Annotated in this window: 12 protein-coding genes; all 12 read right to left on the bottom strand. The window is 61.7% G+C overall.

The genetic code is table 11. The annotated features are described in order from the left end of the window. Positions 1-435: 435 nt before the first annotated feature. The 12 genes from P5205_12660 to P5205_12715 all read right to left on the bottom strand — a co-directional run bounded on the left by P5205_12660 (position 436) and on the right by P5205_12715 (position 16253). Complete coding sequence (locus P5205_12660; protein HSA11211.1) at positions 436-1035, bottom strand: redoxin domain-containing protein; 600 nt, start codon at positions 1033-1035, stop codon at positions 436-438. Positions 1036-1129: 94 nt separating this feature from the next. Continuing rightward, positions 1130-3253, bottom strand: coding sequence for a protein-disulfide reductase DsbD family protein (locus tag P5205_12665; protein ID HSA11212.1), 2124 nt, complete (start codon positions 3251-3253; stop codon positions 1130-1132). 346 nt (positions 3254-3599) lie between these two features. Continuing rightward, on the bottom strand, positions 3600-4487 hold the full coding sequence (locus P5205_12670) for a transglutaminase-like domain-containing protein (protein HSA11213.1): 888 nt from the start codon (positions 4485-4487) through the stop codon (positions 3600-3602). 153 nt (positions 4488-4640) lie between these two features. After that, a complete protein-coding gene (locus P5205_12675; GenBank protein HSA11214.1) occupies positions 4641-5408 on the bottom strand; it encodes a sugar isomerase domain-containing protein in 768 nt (255 codons plus the stop codon). Between the two features lie 40 nt (positions 5409-5448). Next, positions 5449-6663 carry an MFS transporter gene (locus P5205_12680; GenBank protein HSA11215.1) on the bottom strand — a complete coding sequence of 405 codons (1215 nt, stop codon included), beginning with the start codon at positions 6661-6663 and terminating at the stop codon, positions 5449-5451. Between the two features lie 21 nt (positions 6664-6684). Beyond that, a complete protein-coding gene (locus tag P5205_12685; protein HSA11216.1) occupies positions 6685-7638 on the bottom strand; it encodes an ROK family protein in 954 nt (317 codons plus the stop codon). A gap of 158 nt (positions 7639-7796) precedes the next feature. Further along, entirely contained in the window at positions 7797-8975 is a 1179-nt protein-coding gene (gene hemW / locus P5205_12690) for a radical SAM family heme chaperone HemW (GenBank protein ID HSA11217.1), read from the bottom strand. Between the two features lie 132 nt (positions 8976-9107). Next, complete coding sequence (locus tag P5205_12695; GenBank protein HSA11218.1) at positions 9108-9323, bottom strand: cold-shock protein; 216 nt, start codon at positions 9321-9323, stop codon at positions 9108-9110. A 215-nt stretch (positions 9324-9538) separates the two neighbouring features. Beyond that, positions 9539-10660, bottom strand: a complete 1122-nt coding sequence (locus tag P5205_12700) for a hypothetical protein (GenBank protein ID HSA11219.1) — start codon at positions 10658-10660, stop codon at positions 9539-9541. 82 nt (positions 10661-10742) lie between these two features. Further along, positions 10743-13397 (bottom strand): malectin domain-containing carbohydrate-binding protein, encoded by a 2655-nt coding sequence (locus P5205_12705; GenBank protein ID HSA11220.1) that lies wholly within the window; start codon positions 13395-13397, stop codon positions 10743-10745. A 36-nt stretch (positions 13398-13433) separates the two neighbouring features. Beyond that, the gene (locus P5205_12710; GenBank protein HSA11221.1) at positions 13434-15533 is read right to left on the bottom strand and encodes an alginate lyase family protein; all 2100 of its coding nucleotides are present in this window, start codon (positions 15531-15533) and stop codon (positions 13434-13436) included. A 114-nt stretch (positions 15534-15647) separates the two neighbouring features. Beyond that, positions 15648-16253: a hypothetical protein gene (locus tag P5205_12715; protein ID HSA11222.1), complete on the bottom strand. Its 606-nt coding sequence runs from the start codon at positions 16251-16253 to the stop codon at positions 15648-15650. Positions 16254-16409 lie beyond the last annotated feature (156 nt).

The following is a 16409-nucleotide window of genomic DNA, read 5'->3' on the forward strand; positions in this document are numbered from 1 at the left end:
GAACATCTATCTCCGCGCACTGGAAGAACAGGGCAGCCCACTCGCCAATGAGGTGGAGATCCCGACACCGGCGCGCGGTGAATAACTTTCAACAAAACCGTTGACGGACTGACTCAGAACTCTTCGTTAGCCGCCCAAGCCCGTGACACCCCACACCCGAGCCAGCTACGGCGATGAAACGGCGCCAATCCGGCGGGACTACGGTGTGTATCCCATGGGGAGCGATCCCCATGGGATACACACCGGGCTCTAACGGGGGTGGGAGCGTGTTCGCACCGGTATTTGTGGTTCTTTGCGAGTTGGAGGATTAATGCGCTCGGTAACCACCACTGTCCTAAAAATGGACACAGCGCTGCCTTCCACCGACACGGCGACTCGAGCCGGGAGTGCCGGCCGACTATTAGCGGCACCAGCGGAGGATTTCGCCCGAACCTCTCAACCGCCGTACTTGACGCCGCAGCCGTAGGGTTTGTTCTGGGAAACGAGCGGCTTCTCACCGGCAAGCAGCTTCTCCACCGCCTCGCGGACATAGTTGCGGGCCGTGCGTGGATCGCCTTCCGAAGCTGCCCGGTCGTCAATCGCACCGTGGAAAGCCAGCACCCCCTCCTTATCAATGACAAACATGTGTGGGGTGGTCTTCATGCCATAGGCTTTGCCGACCTCGCCCGAACTGTCGTCCAGCCAAGCCGTGGCGGCCAGCTTCTGGCTGGCCCATTCCTTTTTGGCAGCTTCGGCAGTCCGGTAGCTGGGATGCTTCGATGCGACTGAGTTCACAATGAACCACACTGCCCCCTTGGCAATAAGGTCGCGCTGTAACTCTTGCATTGCACCGCTCCGGTAATGATTGCGAACAAAGGGGCAGTCGAGATTGTAGGATTCAAGCACCACAATCTTGCCTTTGTAATCGCTGAGTTTATGGGTTTGGCCGTTGATGTCGGTGGCCGTGAAGTCCGGCGCGGCTTTGCCGACCTCTGCGGCGAAGAGGCCGGTGCTCAGGAGCCCAATTCCCGCAAATAGTGCGAACACATGTTTCATAATAGCTTCTCTTAATAGTTGGTTGATCTTATTCCGTTCGATCATAAAGAAGCACGAGACCGGCGTTCGCGCAAATGGGGATCCCAGAAAACTTCTAACGCGCGGCGCGGTCGAGGGCGTTCAGCACGATGGTCGGCGTCAGAGCTTCGGGCAATACCTGGGGAGGTTCGCCTGAGTTTCGGGGATAGACCAACACGAGCGGGACGCCCGCGCGGCCAAAGCGGTTCAACTCGGTGGTGATGTCATCGGGCAGGCGGGTGTAATCTCCAAGCAGGGCGAGGGCGTTGATCTCCTTGAGCTTGGCGCGGACGGATGGAATGTCCAAGGCGACTCGCTTGTTGGCCTGGCAAGTCAGGCACCAGTCGGCGGTAAAATCCACAAGAACCGGCCGGCCTTCGGCGCGAGCCCGCGCAACCGCGGCGGGGCTCCAGCGTTGCCAGTCTATGCCGTCGGGGCTCTCTTTGAGCGAGCCTGGCAATGCGGCTTCCGCAACAGGGGAGCGCCAACGTAACTGACCTTCCACAGCGTAGAGGTAGCCCCCCGTGACAAGGGCCAGGGCCACCACCAGGCCGAGCGTGCGATGCGTCCGTCCGCGTTGGACGAACTGCCCGTACACCCAGGTTGCCAGAGCGAGGACCACGAGGAAGAGGCCAAGCCACAGGGACCGTCTGCCATAATGCAGGGGAATGAGGCTGAAGAGCCAAACGGCTGTGGCAAGCATGGGGAAGCCCATGGCTACCTTGAATCGTTCCATCCATGCGCCGGGCTTCGGCAGGAACTGCAGCCACGCCGGTTGCCAGCTTAGAATGACGTAGGGAGCTGCCAATCCGAAGCTAACGACCGCAAACATCAGGACGATGATGGCAGGGGACTGAGCAAAGGCGAAGCCGAGGGCTGCGCCGAGGAACGGGGCCGTGCACGGCGTGGCCAGCATTGTGGCGAGCACACCGTTGAAGAACGCGCCAGCCGAGCCGCCTTTCGAGGCCAGAGTGCCGGCTGCATCGAGCAAGCGGGCGCCGGGGTTGATCTCGAACAGGCCGAAGAGGTTCAGCGCCACCAGGGTGACCAGCGTGGTGAGCAGGACCAGGAACTGCGGGTTGCCGAATTGCATACCCCAGCCGGCTTTGTGGCCGGCGGCCTTGACGCCAATTATTAAACCCGCGAGCACGAGGAAAGAAACGAGCACGCCGAGCGCGTAGATCAGGCCCAACCTCCGGACCCGGCGAGGGTCGTCCTTGGCCTGGCCGACGAAGCCGAGGATCTTCAAGGCGATAACCGGGAGGACGCAGGGCATGACGTTGAGAATCAGCCCTCCCAGAAAGGCGTATAGCAGCATCTTCCAAAGGGAAGTCGCGCTAAGGTCGAGCACGCTGGGTTGACTCAGGCTCGCTGCCGCAGAGTTGGAGGAAGCTTGCACCGGCAGATTGACATCGTAGGCCTCGCGCGCCGGGCCGGATTGCTGAATAAGCAGGCCGGAGATCTGGCGGGGCCAGTCGCCTTCCAGTTTCCGTACTTCCTTGCGCAACCGAATCTTCCCCGGCTCCGCCGGCAACCTCATGGTAGCCGGCTGCACCTCGAACTCCTCACTGGCGTACGGGAAAAAGTCGGCGTCGCCAGTTGCCGACGTGGAATGCCATTCCAGAATCAGGTTGCGAGAATCGGTGGCGCCGTCGTTTTCCCACCAGGCTTGCGCGGATAAGCTGTCGCCGGTTCCTGGCAACTTCGCTTGCCAGTGGTGGATGAGGGGGGAGTCACTGGACGGCTTGGCTTCGGCGCCGACGTTGAGGGTGGCCTGCACAGTCGCCTTGCCGGGCACACACTGCACCTCGCATTCAAGCCAGGAGACATTGGCTTTGAGATGGAGCGAGCCGGAGGACAAATCGGGTGCCAACTTGAGGGGCACCAGCAATACGACCTCGTTCGAGTAGACGTAGGTGGTCAGGTCTTCGTCTGGCAATTTCTCCGGAACAGGCCACTGGACGGCGCCCGGAGTGATGCCCGTCGGCAGTTGCCACTCGATCTTCGTCGCCATGCCGGACGCACCCGGGTTTCGCCAGTAGGTATGCCAGCGCGGGTCCATGCGGAGCTGCACCCCGGCCATGACCGTTTCCCCCGGCTTCGCGGTGGTCGCGGCGAGGAGCAGCCGCGCCTGCGTGTGGGCCGCAAAAGCCTCCAGACCGGCCAGGCAGAACCAGGCCGTCCCGATGACTGTCAACATACGTCTCAAGCACATAAGTTGCTCTAGTTGCCGCTAAATTAGAGATGAATACGCCGAATTGCAAATGTGCGTCTGACGCCATAGGCAGCCGGGCATGTCGGGCGGCTGAGCCTGCCGGGTAGAAATGGTTGCCCTCCAGGCGGGAGTTGTTTCCCGCGATGCTGGCCGCCATTGAAGCAGTTTGGGAGTGCACTTGCCTGGAGCTATACATCTGCGCGCCGGACTCCCAGGGCGGAGCGTGCGGGTGCTGGTGCACGCCTTGGGTTCATTGGCTGCTGGTGCCGATTGATCCCGACCTGATGCGCCGACAACGGTAGGCGTTGCCGGACTGAGGCGGGACAAGGAGCTACCGCGCCAGAGCGACCAGGTAACGCTGGAGGCGCATGGCATCAACCGCCGCCTCCAGGCGTTGATAGACCTGGTGAAGATTGGTGCAGATCCGCAGCAGGAAGCGGCGGGCGGTGACCGGTGTGAGGTATTCGTCGCGGCGGCTGCAATTCGCGTTCGTCAGATACTTAATGCAATCCGCCTTGGTAAGGAGTTTTCCGCGGTTGAAGGGATCAACGAACACCTCGGCCGCAGTGGACTGGAACCGGCAAAGGAAGTAGCCAGGAAGTCCGATGCCGGCAATGGGAAGCCGCAGGCGCCGGGCAAGCAGAATATACAGGAGAGACAGACTGATGGGATTGCCCATTCGAGAGTCCAGGACACGGTTTAGATAACTGTTATCCGGGTCGTAGTAGTTTTCTTCGTTGCCTATGAAGCCGAGTTGGCCGAACAGGTACCCGTTGATGGTGGCCAGGATTTGCCGAGGCTCAGCGCCGGCGTCATAACGGCAACGGAGATCGTCAGCATAGCCGTCGAGCACGGCCTGGTAGGCTTCGACGTTGATAAGTGGATACTGGGTTTGAGCAAACAGCCAGGCGCCCTGCTCGAGGTCGAACTCTTCGCCGTGGCGGAGGCAGAAGGCGAGGAAATGGTCGTCGGCAGCCTGGCGATCGAAGTGGAGCACGATTTGCCGGGCGCGGCGGCGCAATGCAGGATCATTGCTCGTGGTAAGGGGCCGCAGCCATTCGGCCGCGGGCGGACCGCAGGAAAGAAGTTTCTCGCGTATAGTCCGGTAGACGGCTGGATCCTCATCCGCGAGCAGATTGAGCAGCGCCTTCCGCTGGCTCTGAGAAATCTCGCTCGCTGCTGGACTAGTGCCACCCGGATTCATTCGTTTACGCTCCACGTCAGTAGAGCAGAAAGCGCACCTCAATTCAAGGGCGAAATGCCGCCAAATGCGCGCCCGCCCGCATTTCCGTGGCATCGAAAGCTGCCGTGGTGCGCTGTGGGATCGACCCCAAATCCCGCGGCGGAGGCTGAACTCCTTACGATTCCTGGCTTAGACCCCGGCGATGCGGCGCTTGTATTCGGCCAGGGCTGCGTCCAGGCGCTCTTTGGCAGTGGTGTCGCCGGGGACGTTGTGCGAGGGATTGATATAAAGCTTCACGCCGCGGTCGGCGAGAATCTCGGCGACGGTGCACACGGTCATCCAAACGCAGGTGATGAAGGCCATCGTGGAGACCGGCCCGACTTTGTCCTGGTGATTCTTGAGGGGGACGCAGGAATCCCCTATCGGAGCGCAGGTATCCACGACAAGGTCGGCAATATCAAACATGGTCTTGCCCGAGGAGTGGCGGGTCTGTTTGCCTTTGGCTGCGGCGGCGGAACCGTAGGCGATCACTTTCATGCCGCGCTTTTTGGCTTCGAGGGCGACGTCAATGTTGACGTTGTTGATACCCGAGTGGGAGAAGATCCACATGGTGTCGCGCGGGTCGAAGTTGTAACCCTTCATGATCTGGACGCCGTACCCCTCGACCCGCTCCAGGAAGACGAACTGATGGACGCCGCCTTCACCCACAATCCGGGTGAAGAAGGTCAGCGGCAGCTCGCACATGGGGTGGAAGCCGACGAAGCCGCCGATACGCGGGTACATGTCTTCGATGGGAATGGTGGCGTGACCGCAACCAAAGGTGTGCACCCAGCGCTCCGCCTGGATGGTATCGGCCATAATTTCGGCGGCCTTGCGGATATTGTCCAGTTGGGTTTGTTCGATGCGGTCCATGACCGCGCGGGTGTTGGCCAGCCATTGTTGGGCGACAGTGCTCATAAGTTATGGGAGTGCAATAAGTGCTTGAAGTGCTGAGGTTTTAGCTTGATGCAGTAACGGATGGGAATGCTTCGGTGGAGGGTTTGCCGGGCGAAGGCCGCAGTTGCCTGACCACCAGGAAAAGGAGGGCGGCGGAGGCGACGAGACATCCGAGCATGACTTTGGTGTATTGCTCGATGCCGTGGACTTGAGCCAGCGCGCCGAAGGACTTGTTGATGGTCATATTGCCGATCAGGGCGATGAAGAAGATGGTGCTGAAGGCTGTGCCGGACTGGCGGGGATACAGGTCGCCGATGTAGCTCAGCACGATCGGGAAGGCCGCGGCCAGACCTGCGCCAATCAGCAGCGCCGCCGCCAGCGAGACGCCATAGCTGGACGCACACATCAGGAGCAAGGTGCCTGCGGCCGTGATCCCGATGCTGGCGAAGAGCACGACTGGGGACTTGATGTGTTTGAGCAATCGGCTGAGCGCAATTCGCGCCAGCACCATGGCGCCGGTTACGGCCATAAGGCCCAGGAGGGTTTTCCACTCCTCCGCCTGCTGGCCGGACAGCGTCACCTTCTTGAAGTAACGGGTCATCCAATCGTTGGACATGCCTTCCATGCCGCTCTGGATCGCCAGGGCCAGGCCCGCCAACAAAAAGATGGGATGCTTAAGAAGCGCCAGGCCGCTGGTCGGGGAAGCGGTTTGAGCCTTCTGCTTGGGGGGCGGGAAGGTGATGACAACGAAATAAACCACCGGCACGAGCACGAACATCCCAATGCCGGCAACAATAACGTGCAGTGAGAAGTGCCGGGAAAGGGCCGCCAGGGTGCTGGGCATGCCGAGCGCGCCGATGCCGAAGAAGACGCCCAACAAGCTCAGCTTGGCGGCGCGCTCGCCTTCGCTCACATCTGCGGCCAGGGCATTAGTGGCGCCGTTCAGCACACCGCCGCCGAAGCCAATCAGGAACACAAAGAACTGGATGAAGCCTGTGCTGGTCGCGAAGGCCATGCCTTCCAGCCCGGCCATCACGAGCAGGGCGCAAACAATTAGCATCCATTTGTAGCCGAACCGGTCCACAATGGGGCCGAAGATCAGCGATCCGGCCAGAATGCCCAGCGGCAACAGCGCCGTCAGCGTGCCGATGCCGTTGTTGTCTAGGTGGAAGCGCTCGGCCAGCATGTTATTCGCCGAGCCGAGTGACAGGAAGACGATGCCAAAGAGCAGCATCCCCAGGCAGGCGGCGGCGAAGACCAGGTTGCGGTTATACATGCGGGCTGGATTTATAGCAGGTCAGTTCGCTGTCCGTAAAGCCAAACAGCCTGCGCCGTAAAGGCCGGCGTCGCCGCCGAGCTTTGAGACCTGGAGTTTTACCTGCTTGATGCTGATGGGCTGGGCCCATTTCCTTGCCTCGGCGTAGATATCGCCAAGCAACTTCGCTCCGGGGCCAAATACGCCACCGCCAAAGATGATCTTCTCCGGATCGAACAGGCTGACGAGGTTGGCGACAGCCATGCCCCAGAACTCCACCGCCTGGGCAATGACCTCGCGGGCGAACGGTTTGTTGTGCCCGCAGGCGGCAAAGACGTCACTGGCGGACACGATGGGCAGGGGAGTGGAAAAGCGTTTGGGCTGCTGAGTGAGAAGCTCGTTTGCGACTTTTGTCAGGCCGGTCCCAGAGGCGTGGTATTCGAAGCAACCGCAATCAACGTATTTGCGTTGGAAAGGCCGGTCCAGGGCCAGCCACCCGATGGCGCCGGCGATATCGTGCGCTCCACGCACTATCCGGCCATCAACCAGGATCCCCGCGCCGATGCCGGTCCCCACGGCCAGGAAGATGGCGTTTCGGCAGCCTTTGGCGACACCGCGCCAGGTCTCGCCCAGGATGTAGCAGGCGCGGTCGCTGTCTATGGCGACGCGGATGCGCTCATCGCGGACCGCAGAGAGGACTTCGCGTCGAAGGGGGTAGTTCTCCCAACCGGGGATGTTCGGGGCCCAGACTGTGCCGGTCCGCGCGTGGCTGATGCCCGGGACTGAGACACCCATGCCCGTGACTTTGATTCGCTTCGCGCGCGCAGCGACGAGAAGGCTGGTGAGTGTCTTGCGAATCAGTTCGCCGACCGCACGGCCTTGGCGGCCTGCGAGAGGAACGATCTGTTTGCAAAGGACCTTCCCTTCGGGGGTGAAGATTGCTCCGGCGAGCTTTGTGCCACCCAGGTCGAGCCCGATTACGGCGGTGTTGGTCATAACTTGCGGGCTGTCTCTCTGAATGGCGTAGGCATAATAGTGACGTTGACTCTGCGCTGCCGCATTAGGTTGCAGGTATTGCTAAGGCAGGGTGCTGCAGTAAGCAAGCGGGTTCTCAGCAAGGTGAAGCTTGGCGCTAAAGGGCAAGCGCGGCTGTATCAGCGGAGGAAGAGTTGTGCGGCGGCATCGGCAAAGCGCAGGCCCTGCGAGGTAAGGTGAAAGCGGTCGGGCAGAATGCATCCCCAGCCCTGTTCCACCAACTGGTCCAACTCGTTCGCCCACTCGCGCCGCAGGTCGTAGCCAGTGGTTTGGAGAAACTCTTGGAAGGGCCAGCCAGCGACCATGCGAAGGCCGAACGCTGCGGTCTCGCCGGCACGCGACAATGGTGGCAGTTCTTCCCGGGATTCGATGGATCGCCGGCCCTGTTCAAGATCGTCGCAGTAGAGTTGTGTGTTGGACGAGGTCTTGGTGCGCACGCCGCGAACATAGGTCGTGGCGCTGGGGCCCAGACCATAAAAGGGGCCGCCGCGCCAGTAATTGACGTTGTGGCGGCAGGCGTGGGTGGGGACGTTGAAGTTTGAGGGTTGGGGGTTGGGGGTAGCGTCTCGGGCAAAATTGGCGACTTCGTATTGCTGGAATCCGGCACCAGTGGCTCGCTCGACCAGCGCCTCATACATGGCACAAGCCAGGTCCTCGTCCGCGTCAGCCTTGCCGGCCTGGAGCTGTTCGTAAAGGGGCGTGTCTTCCTCGTAAATGACCTCGTAGCTGGAGAGATGTTCGCAGGCCATGGCGGTGGCCTCGTTTAGAGTCTCGCGCCAGACTTCGAGGGTTTGGCCAGGAATGGCGAACATAAGATCAAGGTTCAGGTTGTCGAAACCGGCTCGGCGCAGGGCATCGAAGGACTGGAAGGCCATCTGACGAGTGTGTATGCGTCCAAGGCGTGAAAGCAGCGTGTCGTCGAATGACTGCACGCCAAGGGACAGGCGGTTTACACCGCAGGATCGCAGGAACCTCGCCTTTTCGAGGGACACCGTGGCGGGGTTGCACTCGACCGTCCACTCCGCCGCGTCGGAGAGGTGGTGATTGTCCATTGCCTGGAAGATTCGCTCCCATTGGGGAACAGTCAGGAGGGAGGGTGTGCCGCCGCCGAAATAGACGGTGCGTGGCCGTAGATCGGGGGCGACTAGTTCCAACTCACGGATAAGAGCGCTGATGTAGCGGTCCAGAAGCTCACCGCCTGCTGGCTCGGAGTAGAAGGCGCAGTACGCGCACTTGTGCACGCAGAAGGGCACATGGACATAGAGACTAGCAATCGGCTCGGCAGATGGCAGGGCCATAGCCGAACGTAGCCGCCCCGGAGCTGAGGGCCAACCTAAAAGGTTGACGGCCGGGCGGCCTGGCTGGAAGCGCCGCGCGTAGGCCGATTCGACGGGGCGATCCTAACGCGGCGGAACCCGGTATAGTGTCGTTTACGGCGGGTTCGTCTGTTGGCGTTGGACGTTTTGGGCCTTGGGCCCTTTTTCCCCCGCCACGACGTCGAACACGACGGATTCGCCCTCCTTCAACGTCTTGAAACCTGTCCCGAGGATCGCCGTGTGATGCACGAACACATCCGGGCCGGTCGGTTGAACGATAAAGCCGAATCCGTGCCGATTATCGAACCATTTTACTTTGCCACTGGCCATAGCATAGTTCTCCTGACGTTTTGAAACCGCCAGCTCCAAGAGGCAGTTAATACGTACTGACAGGTCAGCGTGTGACCAACAACCGCTTCCAGAACCGCATACGCCTCAAAACAGGGCCAGAATATGGTGTCCTGAAAATGCGGTCAAGAGTTCATTTTCGTCTTCCGGAAAGGCGGAAAGGTCAGTATTTCGAGCGCACGGGGACTTGGACGGCTTCACGGAGCCGCGCCGAGATACGCGCTCATGATGCGGCGGGCGTCCGCGAGGGACTTGGCGGGATGCAGAAGCGAGACGCCCGTTGGAAAGCGGCGCAGCACCGAGCCGGATGTTAACTCCCCTTCCTGGACGGTGACGCGCAGCAGCGGGACGCGGCGCTCTCGTGCCTGGATGTAGAGCTTGTCGAGGTCGTTCATCTCTGGCTGGCCGAGGTCGAGGCATTGCAGCTTGGGGACGTTAAGGTACTCAACGCCGTTAAGATTAACATTGCCGCACGAGTGCAAGCCGCCCCCCCCAAGCTCGCGCAACACCCGCGCGTCGTGAGGGGCGATCTGCTCGCGATACATCCGGGGCGAAAGCATGATGGCGGAGTCAATCCGGATCAGGATCGGGCCGCGAATCAAGAAGCCATGTTGATGGGCCCAGCCGTGAGGACCGTCATTCACATAGCGGGCCAGATGGCGCGCGAAGCCTATTTGCGCCGCGGCTGCCTTGGAGAGGGCGTCCGCCACCAAGGCCGAGTCCTGGAGGAGGTCCAAGTAGAGGTCGCAGCCGCGCAGCAGTTCGACGGTGTCCATGGGCCCCTGCAAATCCGGCAGGACCAGCTTGATAACGCGGTTCAGCGCAGGATAAGCCGTCAGCGTGGCGCGGTAGAACTCATAGCGCTCAAGGACGCGAGGGCACCAGCCCTGCGTGAAATCGAGCGGGTCGCGCTGCAAGGCGGCAACGAACTCCGCACGGCTCTGAAAGCTGCGCGCCCAGGGCGGGTTGTCTTCGACCTGCTCGATGCGCGCGCCAAACAGGGACGCGATGAGCACGCAACCGAAGTTGGCGCGGATGGTGCAGGGCAGATCATCCCCCACTTCCGCCCGATGGCAGATGCTGGTGCCCCAGGCGGAAACCAGTTCGTTGAAGAGCATCTTCTCCGGATCGGCCAGGGCTTCAGCGTGAGGGTAGGGGACCCAACGATCCGACGGGGCGGGGTAGCTAATTACGAGCGGCAGGCGTTCCACCGGCTCCCAGGATAGGGCCCGGCGATGCAGGTCCTCAATCTCGGCCTCACGTTCAGGCGTGAGCGTAGCCGCAAGATGATCGAGCAATTTGGCGAGGCGGGCGTTCATCAGAGGAAAGCATCAATTCAGCTTCGGACACGCGCACAATATTGCCGAGCGCCACCACTGGACGTCAACGTATTGCGGGCAATCACCGCGGTGTCGCGCCCTGGCCGCCCGGCCCTGGGCCAACTTGAATGGCGGAGACCACTGCTTCGGCTCCGTTACAGCCAGTGAAGCGCACGGCAATGACACCGTGTTTTGGATTGATGCCGTCGAAGACCAGGTCTGCGGCGCAGTTCATTCCATCCCAGAGCTTGTCCTTGGCAGACCCGACGAAGACCCGTTCCGAAGGCCGATTTGCGGCGGTAGCGGCGATGTCCAGGTTGCGAACGACCGGCTGGTCATTGATCGCGATGTCCATTGCCCGCTTGGCCGGTTCAAGCGGCCTTGTTTCCATGAGTTTGATGCGCACGTGATACGTTCCCGGCGCGACGGTGAAATACGCGACGAAATTCGTGCTGTGCACGCCATAGCGGTAGAGCGCCGGGTCCGCCGTGCCGGAAACAAACTGGCGGCGGGGGGCCGTGTACCATGCACGCGCCACTGAGTCGCTTCGATTAGCGGAACGAATCACCACCTCGGTGGCCGGCAGCCAGGCGTGTCCAGTTGAGTCCAGATACTCGTGGCGTTCCGGGTAGCCGAAGATCCAGCGTTGCGGCCCAGAAGGACCGCCGCCGGCGCCGAAGCCGCCATCGCCGCTGGCTGCGGAGCATTGCACGGTGTCAATCGCGACCCTGGCGCCGCGGGCGAGGGGATTGCCCGAGCCAAGCGCGACTACTCGCAAAGTGTGGCGTCCGTTGCTCAAGCCGTTGCGGTAATAGACCACTTGCCGTCGCAACTGGTTCGGGTTCCAGAAATCTATGCCGCAGAGTTGCTTGACATCGTCGAGATAGATGTCCGCCAGTCCGCCGTCCGGATCTACCGAGCCGATGATCCGCACCTGGTTACCCTCGAAAGTACAACTCATCGCTGCCCCCGCATCGGCAGTGGTGTGGAGCGGGCGGGCCGCGGCCCCGTGGGTCTCCGGGCAGGTCCAGTGACCGGTGAAACCAAGTGTCTCATCGGGCAGGCATTGCTGCGGATCGTCGCCCTCCACGGTTACCCGGGTGCGTCCATCGTGTCGGATGCTAACGAGGCAATCCCCATTGGGAAGCTCTTCGATCACGTAGCCATTGCCATCGAGGGCTGGCCGTTGCTTCAATGTGCGTCCGTTGGCGGTAATGCGCCCCGGGCGGAATGCCAGCCGCAGCACATCAACCGAATTCTCTGGAGCGTCGAAGGTCGTGTAAGCGATGCGGCCGCGGTCATAGATCACGTTGCTGACGATGGCGCTACTGCGCACGACATGATTCTCCCGGTTGGCGCCAAGCGTCGCCGGCAACCAGGCGATGCCGTCGAGCACATACTTCAGCGGCAACGGATGGGCCACCTGAAACCAGCCGCCCGCCACCACATCTCCGCCATCCATGCCGTCTTCCACGACGCCGTTCTCATGGCAATCGTAAGTCGCCAGCAGGAACTGGCGTCGCGCCAGTTCGCGGGCCCATTCGCTGTCCGCCCGCGCGCCGTATTCGGCAAACGCCGCGCCGACCTGCATGGGGGCATAGTTCAACGAACGTCCGCAGCAGGCGCAGCCTTCCGGATACGCCCAGGCGCCGCTATAGACGTCACCCCTGGAATTCAGCGCCACGCACGAGCGCTGCAAGTAGAGCGACATGATGTTGCGCCCGTCGGTTCGCCAGTTGGGGAAGGCGAGCGGGTTGGACAGCATGTGCCGCGGCACCATTTCCGAGTAGCTCTCGCCGTGAACCTGGTGCTCCCAGTCCCAGTATTCGCGGCCCCAGGTATCTTCCTGAAGCCACAGCGGCAGCAGCACGTCCCGCAGGTAAGCGCGCCCGGCATCGCGCGCCTGAACGATGCTGTTGCCGGGGCCGGTGTAGCCGACGCGTATCAATTCATCGAAGAAATCCAGCAGCATGATGACGCCGCCGGTTTGCAGGTCGTTCCAAATGACGTCTCCCGGGTTGGCGTAGCGATTCCAGGGCGGAGCGCCGGGAGTACGACAGCGTTTGGCGGCCAGCACGTCGGCCCAATGTCTGGCAGTCTGCAACCACTCCTTATTTCCCGTCAGTTGATAGGCCTGGACCAGCGCCGACCCGTAAAGGCCCACAATGTCGAGCTGGATCATGCCACGCGGATTGGCCTTACCATAAGGCTCGCCCCGGGTGGGAACACTGATAAGAAAGCAAGGCCAGGGATGCTCGGGGCCGGTCTGGTTGTGATGCAGGACAACGTCGTTCATCATGCTGATGTGGGCAATGGCTGCCGGGTCGCCGGTATAGCGGTAGTATTTGATCAGGCCGTGCATCGCATAGGCGCAGCGCTGGGCCAGGTCGCCGTTGTCCCAATCCCGCGGTGTCCGGGGAGAAATCGTGCCGTCGGATTTGATCTCCCAGCAGCCGTTGTAGATGTAGGCCGGGGCGGGCAAGCCCGTCTTGGGAGTGGTGGCCCAGGGATAGCGTTTCATGGTCTCGGCGGCGATCCGCACCCGGAAATCGCATTGTCCGTTGAGGCCCTGGTACCACGGGGCGATCACTCCGTAGCGGTCTTCCACGGTCGAGTGGGCGAAGTAGCGCGTTTGGGAGGGCTGCGCCGCGGCGCGGGGAGCGTGCAGCAGGATCAGGGTAATGGCAATCACGATTTCGCTGATCCGGCGATTCGCGGTGATATGCAACTGTTTCATGGGCTTCATTTGTCTTTGGGCAAGAGGTACAACCGGCTACTGCAGACGCAGCCGGGGCACAGCATGTTTAAACGTGTGGCCGCCTGAACGCAGCGAGATGTTCATGCTTTCCGTCCCGGCGGGGCTGACCTTCAGCTCGGCGGGTTCGTCTGGTTTGGGCACGAGGCGGTAAGCCGCCAGGAACCACGCCTTGGTTCCATGCCGCTTGAAGAGACGCATCGGTATGGTGGGTGCGCCTTGGCTGTCGTCGCGTGGGAAACCGCAATGCACGATTTCGGTGGGGCCGTCGGCGAGGACGTCCAGTTGGAACGTTTGGCCGCTGTTAGAGAAGCACTCCCACACCTGGGCGGCGGCGCTGGCACCCCTTGGTTCGCGCAGGTAGGACCACGGCGCGCCTGTTGGCCAACTGACCGTGTTAGTGGCGCGCAGGCTGCCGCCTGCGGGCTTGCCGTCCACGTGCGTGAGCCAGGCGAACTCATGCGGCGCGGCAGAGGCGGCCTGAAAGAAGTCCAGCACATAGCCTTCGGTCACAATGAATGTGCGAAGCTGGTGGACACCTTCGTAGAGCCGCCCCTGGAGGTCGCCAATCGTTGCCCGTTTCAGCCCGGCGGTATTGGTGAACTCGATCAGGTCGAGCCGCTGGCCCATCAGACGTTGGCTGCGGCCATCTACTAACAGCGTATTATGGCAAACCGTTTGCCGGTTCAGCTGGCCCTGGGTCAGCGAGGAAAACGCGTGTTCGGTTGAAGTTCTGGCTTCCAAATCCGGCAGCCAGAGGTGGCCATCGGCAAACAGGATAAGCGAGAGTTTGTCGGCATGTTCGTGTACGGGCTGGCCGGAGAAGCTCGCAAAGAGGCTCCAGCCGCGGCCGGACCAGTAGTTGGTTCCCTCGTTGGAACGAAGCGCAACGTAGCCCATCTCCGGCCACAGCCTGCTTTCCAGTGCCGGCGGCGGCACCTTGGGCAGGTCAATCGCACCATTGAACAATGCCTGAGGCGTGCGAGTCTTACGGTCGGCGATGAGCCATGCGTATGCCGGCTCGCGGAACCGGCGGAAGAGGGTTTCCCAATCCGGGCTTTCCGCGATATGCGCCCGGCGCGCGTAGCAATCACCAATCGTCGGCAGGGTGCGGTCGGGAAACAGGAGGGGGATCAAGGCGTCGTAAGCCTGCTTCAGGCTGTGGCCGTTGGGTGAGCGGTAGCGGAACAAGTCCTCAGGGCAGCCGGCGTTCGCCAGCATCTGGGCCATGATGACCAGCGGGGTCGTTTCGGCGAACTGGTAGGGGATCGAGCCTTCCAGCCAGAGGCCGTCGTCCTTGAACCCTTCCGCGAGCATTTGCTCGACGCCTTTGGGGCCGCGCAGCGCGCGCTCCACAAGTTCGGGCCGGTCGTAAAACACACCGATCATGCTCAGTCCCAATTTGTGCCACGCGTAATGATTGTTGAGCCTGCCGCCCGGCTCGTGCTCAATCCAGTAATCGTCATTCTTCCGCACCGCGTCCAGGTAGCGCATGAAGAAGGCATCCAAACGCGCCCGCTCCGGGGCGGTGAAGCCATTGTAAAGTATGTCGTAGGCATCGAGCGCCGCCAGGACCCAGAGGGTGTAGTTCATGCCCACGTCGTAGTGCTCGGCCTCGAACGGGTAGTCGGAGAGCCGTAGCAGAATGTTCCTGCCTTTGGCGGCCAGCGGCAGCGAGGGGGAGGAGACAAGGCTGGCCCGGGCGCAGTTGCGCGCCAAATCGGCCCATTTCAACGGCACGATCCACGTGTGATGGAATACCTCGGGGTACGTTTCACGCCAGGGCTTCAGTTTCGCGGTCTGCCACCAATTTCGTTCCAGTGACGGCAGGTCTACGAGCCGGTTGGTCGTAGCGCGGGAGGTGAGATCTTCGGCCAGCCCGGCGAAGGCGGCGCTGCGCTGCATGCCCTCCCGGGCACGTTCCACGTCCGAAGGCGCGACGAGCAGAAACGGATGACCGCGCTCCGCGGCCGCGGCCAAAGCAATGGCGCAATGGAAAACCAGCATTGCCGCCGCCAGACGGGTGCTTAATGCGCAACCGCCTATGCTGGCTGACAGGTTGGGCAACCGTGGAGGTTGGCGCCGGTGGACGTCGCCAGCTACCGTGTCAGCAAGCATGCGGGCCAATGCGTGTAAACAATTCAACGTGACCGCGTAATAGCGCAATTCCAGTCTCCCGTCCAGAAGGATAGGCTGTCATCCAGTCGGGCGCGCGGTCACCGCTGATTTGGATCACCGGTGAGGCACCGCAAGTGAGGGAAGATGCAGGATAAGAATGGGGTCGTTGAGCTTGACGGGGTAGGGGGCCCGCACCGGGCCGGTGTTGTCGGGCTGCTCAGGGGCATAGTAGCCATCGCCAGTCAGCAGGAGTTCAGTGTCCCAGGCCTCCTCGTTGGCCACGTTCTGGGATGCCACGGGTGAGGGGTATTGAGCGGCTGGAGCCGGCGGTGCGGCAGCGTTGGCGGCCAGGGGTCGGGCGCCGGAGAGCAGTTTCTGGTCGTGGCGCATCATGGCATTGATGACCGCTGGGGAGACCCCCTGGTCCTTTAAGCAGATGATGTCGTCCGCTCCGAGGTTGAAGACGCCCGCGGAGTTGGTGACATAGGCCAACATAACCTGTTCCTCAACCTGCGCCTGTGCCAACTTCTGAATTTCGAGTGACCAGGCTGAGAGTTGCGCCTTGGTCGGGAGCGGCTTGGCTTCGGGGGGAGCCGATTCAGCGGGCGTCGCCGGGTTAGAGACCGGTACAGCGCTCTTATCGGGAGAAGCAGTTGTCGGAGCGGGGGGAGCCTTGTCCTGGGCAAAACCGATGCCTCCCACTACCGTTGCCAGTATCATTCCCCACATCCAGCCAGGTAATATCCGCGCATTCATATAGCGTCAAACGCTGTTGATCGTCTTGATCTGCCGCGCTGCGATTCATGATCTTGGACGGGGCGCGTGTCAGTCGTATTCATCCATGCACCGGGAGGCGGGCGCCCAACTGCATCGTTA

This window comes from Candidatus Paceibacterota bacterium (assembly GCA_035452965.1).
In the GTDB taxonomy this organism is placed as follows: domain Bacteria; phylum Verrucomicrobiota; class Verrucomicrobiia; order Limisphaerales; family UBA8199; genus UBA8199.

Excerpts from the sequence above, each read along its gene's own strand:
- P5205_12660 (HSA11211.1), bottom strand. The coding sequence starts at position 1,035 with ATGAAACATGTGTTCGCACTATTTGCGGGAATTGGGCTCCTGAGCACC.
- P5205_12665 (HSA11212.1), bottom strand. The coding sequence starts at position 3,253 with ATGTTGACAGTCATCGGGACGGCCTGGTTCTGCCTGGCCGGTCTGGAG.
- P5205_12675 (HSA11214.1), bottom strand. The coding sequence starts at position 5,408 with ATGAGCACTGTCGCCCAACAATGGCTGGCCAACACCCGCGCGGTCATG.
- P5205_12680 (HSA11215.1), bottom strand. The coding sequence starts at position 6,663 with ATGTATAACCGCAACCTGGTCTTCGCCGCCGCCTGCCTGGGGATGCTG.
- P5205_12685 (HSA11216.1), bottom strand. The coding sequence starts at position 7,638 with ATGACCAACACCGCCGTAATCGGGCTCGACCTGGGTGGCACAAAGCTC.
- hemW (HSA11217.1), bottom strand. The coding sequence starts at position 8,975 with ATGGCCCTGCCATCTGCCGAGCCGATTGCTAGTCTCTATGTCCATGTG.
- P5205_12695 (HSA11218.1), bottom strand. The coding sequence starts at position 9,323 with ATGGCCAGTGGCAAAGTAAAATGGTTCGATAATCGGCACGGATTCGGC.
- P5205_12700 (HSA11219.1), bottom strand. The coding sequence starts at position 10,660 with ATGAACGCCCGCCTCGCCAAATTGCTCGATCATCTTGCGGCTACGCTC.
- P5205_12705 (HSA11220.1), bottom strand. The coding sequence starts at position 13,397 with ATGAAACAGTTGCATATCACCGCGAATCGCCGGATCAGCGAAATCGTG.
- P5205_12710 (HSA11221.1), bottom strand. The coding sequence starts at position 15,533 with ATGCTTGCTGACACGGTAGCTGGCGACGTCCACCGGCGCCAACCTCCA.
- P5205_12715 (HSA11222.1), bottom strand. The coding sequence starts at position 16,253 with ATGATACTGGCAACGGTAGTGGGAGGCATCGGTTTTGCCCAGGACAAG.